We start from the raw sequence: 7,059 nt of genomic DNA, 5'->3' as shown, positions 1-7,059 counted from the left end.
GCCAGGGCCAGCCCGCCTGCCGCCGCGATGCAGCCTCGCGCATCGTGGACTGGGTGCAAGGCCATGTCGAGACGGACGCTGGGCGTCAAGCGCCGCCTCAAGCCCGCGCGCTTGAAGGCGCCTCCTGACGCAGGTGCTGCCAAGAGGCGTCTGATGAGGCATCGGCTGGTACTGGCGTTGCTCCACTGACAAGAAACAGGAAGCACAGGGGCGACCCCTTGCGGGCACATGAGCCCGGCACGTGCGTTTGCGGCGAATCCATGCTCATGGGTTGCGGCGCCGACAACGGCCCGATCGAAGGGAGGCTGGTCCAACACCCGCACTTGTGGGTCCGGCTGCCTTGGCGACCGGCCGAGCGTAACGCGGCCTCAAGGCGGCGCCATTGCGTGCGGTGTTTCAATGCCGATGACGTCTTCCGCCGTTCCATCGCGGGCCTCGTCCGTTCGCCGTATTGCTGTCCCTGCGGTTCGTTGCGCGGCCCGCCACCGCGCATGGAGCGGTAGTTGCCGTGCACGTCAGCGGACAGGGTGCGCCGCCTACGCAGGTCGGCATGCACCCGGGTCAGCACAGCCATGCCAGACGCGCCTGACAACCGGTTCAGACAGCCCTGCTTTCGCCCCGCCGTTGCTGCCGGCATCATGGCAGCAAGGAGACACAGACATGACACACACCACTGAGGTCACGGGCGAAGTGCTGTACCGGGAGGGCGATGGCATGCCACTTCCCGTTCCACAGGGTTCGGTTGAGGTTGAGCTGACGGAACTGGACGCTACCTTGAGTTGGGAGGAGGGCCCGACCAGAGGCGCTGCGGCGATGCCGCGCTCTGAGTTCGAACGCTTTGTGGATGCAGGTACGATCCAGCCGTTACCGCCACATCCTGGCGAAGGCGTGCACGATTCTTCGATCGTGCGTTAACGCGTGCGATTGCCAGCGCAGTGCCACCGGTTTGTTGGACCAAGTTGCGCTCACTTCGACGTCTCCAGGATCGCCGTCATGGAGTGGTTCGCGGGGGAGGGCGTGTTACGGGTGCTCGAATCCGGTAAGCCGGTGTTGTTTTGCGCAATTAGATGGTGGTGCAAACCGCAAGCACGAGAAAACGGCGTGTCGGGTTTCGACGGCGCCCCGAAACGCGAGGTGATCTCCACTCAGATTGGCCTTGCACCCGGCCTTGCCGGCGGTGACCAATGGTCCGTGCACCAGGCCGGGGCCAGTGGCTGCAGCGTGAATCTCTGGCCCAAGTCAAGACTGTGGTTGGCAGCGCTCGATGGGGCAACCATGGCTTATCAAAGCTGCGTCGCGGGTCACGTCGTCGGCAAATGCACCGGTAGGGCGTAGAGGAGGATGATCGCGAGCAGGCAGAAGGCTGCGGCGCACACCACCGTCAGTGCGGCCCGCTTGCGGCGACGCGCAGTGTGCCGCAGGTCCCACTGGCGGGCAGCGTGCAAGGCGGCTCCCCGAAACTCGGCGTTGGCAAGCGCGCGCACGAAGCGAAGGTACCCGTGCTGCTGCACCCAGGCTTCCATGTCATCAACCGATCGCAAACCCGCAGTGTCGGGCTCCATGGCGTGCAGCGACTGGGTGGGGTCCTTACTTGCCCGTCGCCTCGCTTTCCAGTTCGTCCTCCATGGCGGCGGCCTGGGCCAGCAGCCCCAGCTTTTCATCGGTGGCCGTCTCCTCGCGGAGCGTTTCTTGCAGCAGGACCACCGCGTCCGTCAGGCCCAGCTTACCGGCCAGCATCACCAGCGTGGTGTAACTCGCAATCTCATAGTGCTCCGCTTTCTGGGCCGCGCCCATCAGCGCGATGTCGAGCAGGGGACCTTGGTCGAGCTCGTCGATGAGGTCCTGACCTTCCTCGATCAACCCCTCCATCGCGGCGCACTTCATGCGCTTGAGCTTGAGGCCGGTGAGCTCGACGATTTTGTCGATCCGCTCGACCTGACCGCGCGTTTCTTCCAGGTGCTGCTCAAACGCTGCGGCCAGGTCAGCTGCCCGCGACGCCCGGGCCATCTTGGGCAGCGACCGGGTCAGCTGCTTTTCGGCGCTGTACGTGTCCGACAGTTCGTGGATGAACAGGTCTTGCAAGGTGCTCGCGATCTCGTGGCTTCTGCGTCCTGACCAGGCGACGACAGTCAGCACGCCGAGGCTGGCGCGCCTGGCATGCCGCGCACTGCAGGCGCGCGGATGACGACGCGAAAGTTCACTCAACCCGCCGAGGCCGGCACGGCGCGACGCCGCGTCACAAGGCGGGCGAGGTCGCGAGACCGGTCCACCGCGGTTCAGCTGACGGGTTGCAGGCAGTGCCCGCCACGGGGCAGGGCTGGCGGTCGATGACGGGTCGTCTCGCCAGTCACCGGCTGGTGCACCGTGGTCGAGCCATCGCGCCTCTTACTTGAACGTTCGTTGTGCGGGCCAGGCGTTTTACTGGGTGCACTTCCTTGTGCCGTCTCGGGAACAGGCACGGCATGCGCGGGGCCCGCAGGTCGGCGCGGAGCGGAGCAGATGGCACAGGGGGCACATGCGCATGCAGCAGCGCGGACGTCAGCCGCTTGTCCCTGCGTTTGTGCCTGGGTCGGCCGTCAGGCGCATTGAGCGAACCGCTGCGCGCGGTTGCGTCCTCGCTGCTTGGCGGCATACAGCGCCTGATCCGCCTGGGCGATCAGCACGTGCGGATCACCATGGCGGTCGGGCGCTGCACTCGAGACCCCGATGCTCGCGGTGACCGGGGCATGGGGCCATGCGGCGTCAACCAGCACCCGGCGGAGTTTTTCCGCCACACCCATGGCCGACGCGGCGTCCGTCTCCGGCAAGAGCACGGCGAACTCCTCGCCGCCCACTCGGGCGGGTAAGTCACTCAGGCGCACTGACTTGCGGAGCAGCTGGGCTGTCTGCGCCAGCACAGCGTCGCCGGCCGGGTGCCCGAACTCGTCATTGATGCGTTTGAAATGGTCAAGATCGAGTGACAGCAGCGACAGGGGTCGACCGTTGCGCGCATGGCGCATCCATTCTTCCTGCAGACGGCGGTTGAACGCCCGTCGGTTCCACAGGTCGGTCAGCGCATCCGTCAGGCTGTCGTGCACGAGTGCGGCTTGGCTATGGCGCAGTTCCAGCTGAGTCACGATCTGTCGCGCCAACGACTGCAAGCCCTGACGCTCTTGCGCCTGCAGGTGTCGGGGCTCATGGTCGATCACACAGACGGTACCGACGGACAAGCCGTCTGGCGTCACCAATGGGGCACCGGCGTAGAACCGGATGTGCGGCTCCCCCACCACGAGCGGGTTGCCCGCAAAGCGGACATCGTGTGTTGCGTCGGGCACTTCCATCGTTTCGCCAGGGCGCAGAATCGCGTGTGCACAGAAAGCCACGTCGCGCGGTGTCTGCGTCGCCTGACCCAGTCCCACCTTCGATTTGAACCACTGCCGTTCACTGTCAACCAATGAGATGAGCGCGATCGGAACTCGGCAAACTGCCGAGGCCAGTGTCGTGAAGTCGTCGTAAGCCTGCTCCGTTTCGGTGTCCAGCACGTCGTAGGCGCGCAGAGCGGCCACGCGGCGGCTTTCGTTGAACGGCAGGGCAGCAGGTTGCCAGGGGGTGTGCAGGGGTGCGGTTTGCATGCGCGGGACCATACGTGTGTCTCCGGTTGTCGGCTTGTCATGGCATTTCTGAAGCCCGACGGACCCCCTGGGATCGCCGCAAGCGCGTGGTCCTGCGTGATGCTGACAAGGCTGATCGGAGGATGCGGCTCCGCACGGCTCTTGTAGGGACCTGTCCGAGCCGCCCGCTTCAGCGCTGAAACGTTTGAGTTCACGCCTCACCGGCGGTCGGCCGCTGGTCTCTTCACCGGCGACCAGGCCGTCACGTTCAGGGCAGGCGATGGGTGAGGCTCGCTGAGCGGCCTGCAACAGCCCTCGTTACCGTGGGCCCGACAGTTCTGGCACCCCGCCAGTTCGATGCCGCGCCTGATGTTTGTCACCGATCCGAGGATCCCCCTGGAAGCTCGGCATGCGCTGACCATCCGGTGGTGGTTGACTGCCGTGTCGTCCGCAATCCGTTACAGCGTGGACCGGCGCTCGAACGAGGCGCAGGCCGGTGTGTTCCTCGATGCAGGATGCCATTCAATGTTGTGCACGCGGGCCAACGGCGGTCCAGCGGCCATCCAGCGCCGCATGGCGAGCAGTTGATCTGCCGTGCCGTGCAGTTCCGCTTCGACCGATCCATCGGCGCGGTTGCGTACCCAGCCGGTCACGCCAATGTGCCGCGCGCTGGTCACACAGGCGTCCCGATACCCCACCCCTTGCACACGACCGTGGACGCGCACACACCAATGTTCGACAGGGTTGTTGACGTGAAGGGCGTCGCCCGGCGGCTCAGAATCAATCATTGGTCGGGTCAGCGTCAATTTGGCCGAGTGTGCCACCTTGGTCAAGCGTGCCGCTGACGCGCCCGGACGCCGAGGCGTCCGCGCTCCATCGCCTGCTCTCGCTTTTGACGGTCGCTGCTTCTTGCAGGGCGCCGGGCCACGAGCGTGCGGCCGAGCCGTCCCACCCCGTGGTGGGAATGGTCAGGCGTTTGCTCGCCACACGGGACCACAGAGCCCTTGTGCTCCTGCGCATCCGAGGCAGGCGCCCCGGTCTCGTTGGCAGCCTCCGCCCCGTCCTCAGCGTCGTCTGCCCTGGAGTCGCCCAGCGGATCGGCCAACGCTTGCAACGCTGAAGGCAACGGCATGTCATCCGCCGCGTCGTCGTCCACAAACGGGTTGCTGCCGAGCACGGCCGACAGTTCCTGCGCGAAGTCAAGCGATGACATTTGCAGCAACTGGACGGCGCGATGCAACCGCGGGGACAGCGTTTGGGACTGCGATCGCTGCTGTGTGGTGGCAAGGGCGGGGGTCAGCACGGGCATCTCCAGGAGGCGGAACGGCCTCCGTCCGACAGGAGCGTTCATGCCTGAACGCTTGCCTTGTCCCTAGCCGATCAACGGCCACAGCATTCACAGCCAGGAGGTCGCTTACCGTGCTGCAAACCTCCACGGGGCTGAATCGGAACTGTCTGACGCAATGGGGGCCGTTTGCCTGCGTTCGGCGGCAAAACAGGCGCCTACAGTCGTACTGAGCAGCATTCACTGCGCGAGCTGGTTGCCGTTTGTCGCCAGTCCTCCTGCTCTTGGACCAAGACCGTGACGATCCTTCGCTCTCTGCTGATGAAACTGCGCATACAACGACTGATTCAAGGAGCGGTTGACGACGGTCCTGCGGGGAGCCAACAGGCCGCGCTCGAGCTGCTCGATCACACGTTCTCGGGGGTAGCGGATCAATTGTTGTACGGTCATGGGAGCAGTGCGAAGCAGGCATGGGCTCCTTGGGTCACACCTGCGGGCCCGTTTGGGCGGCTGTTACGCGATGCGTTTGCACCGGACTGGTCAGACGAGGATGTCGCAGAGTGGGAAACGAGCCGCGTGTTGCAGGCGCGCTGGTGTGGCGATGCAGTGGACGCCTTTGCCTGTCGCTATTGTTTGTGGACCAGCGAACAGCCGGCGTCGGTCGGGGCGGCCACTTGACTTGGTAAGCAGCAGGAAGCTGGCACCAGGCGGGAACCGATTCATGCTGGCGCTGTCGCACCAGCGCTCGCCCGCCAATCAGCCGCCGCGCCTGCGCCGACCGTCCTCTGATCGAGTTGTCGAGGGATTCGCGAGCCCCCGACATCGGCGCGCTCGAGCGTGCCGGTGCGCCCGGGCGAGCGGCTGTGCTTGAGCCCGCTGCCTGCGGCCGCCCACCTGTTCGATGCGGCGAGCGGACAGCGGCTGAACTGAGCCACCCGCCGTCCCGGCCTCGGCCGGGCAGTCACGCGGCGTGGTTGGCACGGTGGTGCATCTGTGGTCGCTGTGACTTGGGTACCTGCACTCGTGCGTGGGCGCCACCAAGCCACTGCGGGTGCTGTTGTCCGCCGGATCCCCGCAATCCGATGGGCCGCCGTCAAGGCGGCGAAGCCCTGGCGATCCTGGTGATGCGTGGATGATGCGGGTGAGGCGGCTGCTGCCCGCACGCGCGGCATCAGTCAACAAGCACCTGGTGAATCGCAGGGCCTGGCAGTCGCGCGGTGGCAAGCACAGGGCGCCGTTGCGACGGCTCGACTGTTCCGCGGCGTGAAGAGCGCGGATGGGCTCTGCGGGCTCGCCCGGCAGGATAAATGGCAGGGCAGTGCGGCGTCGTGCGGTGAGTCACGTCATCGCCGTGCACCTACTTGACGGGGGAAGGGGCCGGGCCTTGCCCGTCCTCTGGCCAGGGCTGGGCCGTGGCCGGCCCGGGCCAGCCTCGGTGCCAGCGCGTCACCGGGACGCCCGATGGCGATATACTGTACAAACATACAGCCCCTTCAGGGGGGGTGCGGCGGGATCTCAGGTGCCGCCTGCACCAGCTGCTGACCTGGTCCGCCACGCTTGGTGGGGTTGTGAGGGCGCACGCCCGCGCAATTGCTGAAAGGCACAACGACGGCCCCCTGACCGCTTGACGACAAGGAATTGCCCATGCCCAGCCAAGAAACGCTGTCAGACCACGACTGGATCGTTCGCTTCTCGGCGCGGCTGCATGCGCGCTGGCCCACCGTTCTGCGCGTGCAACGTGACGAGACGGCGGCAGAACTGGCGCTGCAACCGCACTGGCGTTGTCTGGAGCCCGAGGACGCCGCCGTGTGCTGGTTGCGTCAGGGCATCCCGGACCATGAGGACGTGCCGTTTTGAGGCCCCCCTTGCAGCGGTCGATGCCGGCGGGCCGGCGCCTGTTCACTCGGCGACGTCCCCAGGTGGCCTGGCTCAAGGTCACGGTTGTGGTGGTCGTGCTGTCGTGTCGGCCTTCCTGGTGCACATCGCCGCGTGAGGTAACCGCGGTCACCGCGCCCGGCACAGGAAAAAAAACGGCCTGGTGCAGGCCGCTGAAGCAGCTTTGACGGTGCGAGGAGGAGACCCTCAGCACCTGGGGACACCGTGGCGGGCATCAAGTCCCGGTCGTTGGTTCAGGCGTGTGCTGCAACGGCGGGGGTGGCCAGTGAGCCGGCCGCCTTGCCCTTG

At 66.1% G+C, this 7,059-nt stretch carries 8 protein-coding genes; 2 read left to right on the top strand and 6 right to left on the bottom strand.

The features are described from left to right. Positions 1-660: 660 nt before the first annotated feature. Positions 661-915 (top strand): hypothetical protein, encoded by a 255-nt coding sequence (locus VO99_RS29975; protein WP_083441002.1) that lies wholly within the window; start codon positions 661-663, stop codon positions 913-915. A gap of 386 nt (positions 916-1,301) precedes the next feature. Here the strand turns inward: VO99_RS29975 and VO99_RS27270 are convergent, their stop codons facing one another. The 6 genes from VO99_RS27270 to VO99_RS30665 all read right to left on the bottom strand — a co-directional run bounded on the left by VO99_RS27270 (position 1,302) and on the right by VO99_RS30665 (position 5,325). Next, positions 1,302-1,562, bottom strand: coding sequence for a hypothetical protein (locus tag VO99_RS27270; protein ID WP_157039841.1), 261 nt, complete (start codon positions 1,560-1,562; stop codon positions 1,302-1,304). A 25-nt stretch (positions 1,563-1,587) separates the two neighbouring features. Next, positions 1,588-2,082 (bottom strand): YciE/YciF ferroxidase family protein, encoded by a 495-nt coding sequence (locus VO99_RS27265; RefSeq protein ID WP_083441003.1) that lies wholly within the window; start codon positions 2,080-2,082, stop codon positions 1,588-1,590. Positions 2,083-2,576: 494 nt separating this feature from the next. Then, a complete protein-coding gene (locus VO99_RS27260) occupies positions 2,577-3,611 on the bottom strand; it encodes a GGDEF domain-containing protein (protein WP_052736679.1) in 1,035 nt (344 codons plus the stop codon). A 437-nt stretch (positions 3,612-4,048) separates the two neighbouring features. Then, complete coding sequence (locus tag VO99_RS29970; protein WP_375136423.1) at positions 4,049-4,414, bottom strand: acylphosphatase; 366 nt, start codon at positions 4,412-4,414, stop codon at positions 4,049-4,051. Between the two features lie 5 nt (positions 4,415-4,419). Further along, the gene (locus VO99_RS27255) at positions 4,420-4,893 is read right to left on the bottom strand and encodes a hypothetical protein (protein ID WP_198157101.1); all 474 of its coding nucleotides are present in this window, start codon (positions 4,891-4,893) and stop codon (positions 4,420-4,422) included. Positions 4,894-5,115: 222 nt separating this feature from the next. Then, on the bottom strand, positions 5,116-5,325 hold the full coding sequence (locus tag VO99_RS30665; protein WP_157039840.1) for a hypothetical protein: 210 nt from the start codon (positions 5,323-5,325) through the stop codon (positions 5,116-5,118). A gap of 1,194 nt (positions 5,326-6,519) precedes the next feature. On the opposite strand from VO99_RS30665, the gene VO99_RS27250 reads away from it, so the two are divergent. Further along, positions 6,520-6,732 (top strand): hypothetical protein, encoded by a 213-nt coding sequence (locus VO99_RS27250; protein WP_046116120.1) that lies wholly within the window; start codon positions 6,520-6,522, stop codon positions 6,730-6,732. The last annotated feature ends 327 nt before the right edge of the window (positions 6,733-7,059 follow it).

Origin of the sequence: Aquincola tertiaricarbonis, from assembly GCF_000969605.1 — a bacterium.
Classification (GTDB): domain Bacteria; phylum Pseudomonadota; class Gammaproteobacteria; order Burkholderiales; family Burkholderiaceae_C; genus Aquincola; species Aquincola tertiaricarbonis.
This window is presented reverse-complemented; position numbering and strand designations above follow the sequence as displayed.

Bases quoted from the DNA above. Each gene is read 5' to 3' on its own strand.
- VO99_RS29975 (WP_083441002.1), top strand. From the start codon at position 661: ATGACACACACCACTGAGGTCACGGGCGAAGTGCTGTACCGGGAGGGC.
- VO99_RS27270 (WP_157039841.1), bottom strand. From the start codon at position 1,562: ATGGAGCCCGACACTGCGGGTTTGCGATCGGTTGATGACATGGAAGCC.
- VO99_RS27260 (WP_052736679.1), bottom strand. From the start codon at position 3,611: ATGCAAACCGCACCCCTGCACACCCCCTGGCAACCTGCTGCCCTGCCG.
- VO99_RS30665 (WP_157039840.1), bottom strand. From the start codon at position 5,325: ATGACCGTACAACAATTGATCCGCTACCCCCGAGAACGTGTGATCGAG.
- VO99_RS27250 (WP_046116120.1), top strand. From the start codon at position 6,520: ATGCCCAGCCAAGAAACGCTGTCAGACCACGACTGGATCGTTCGCTTC.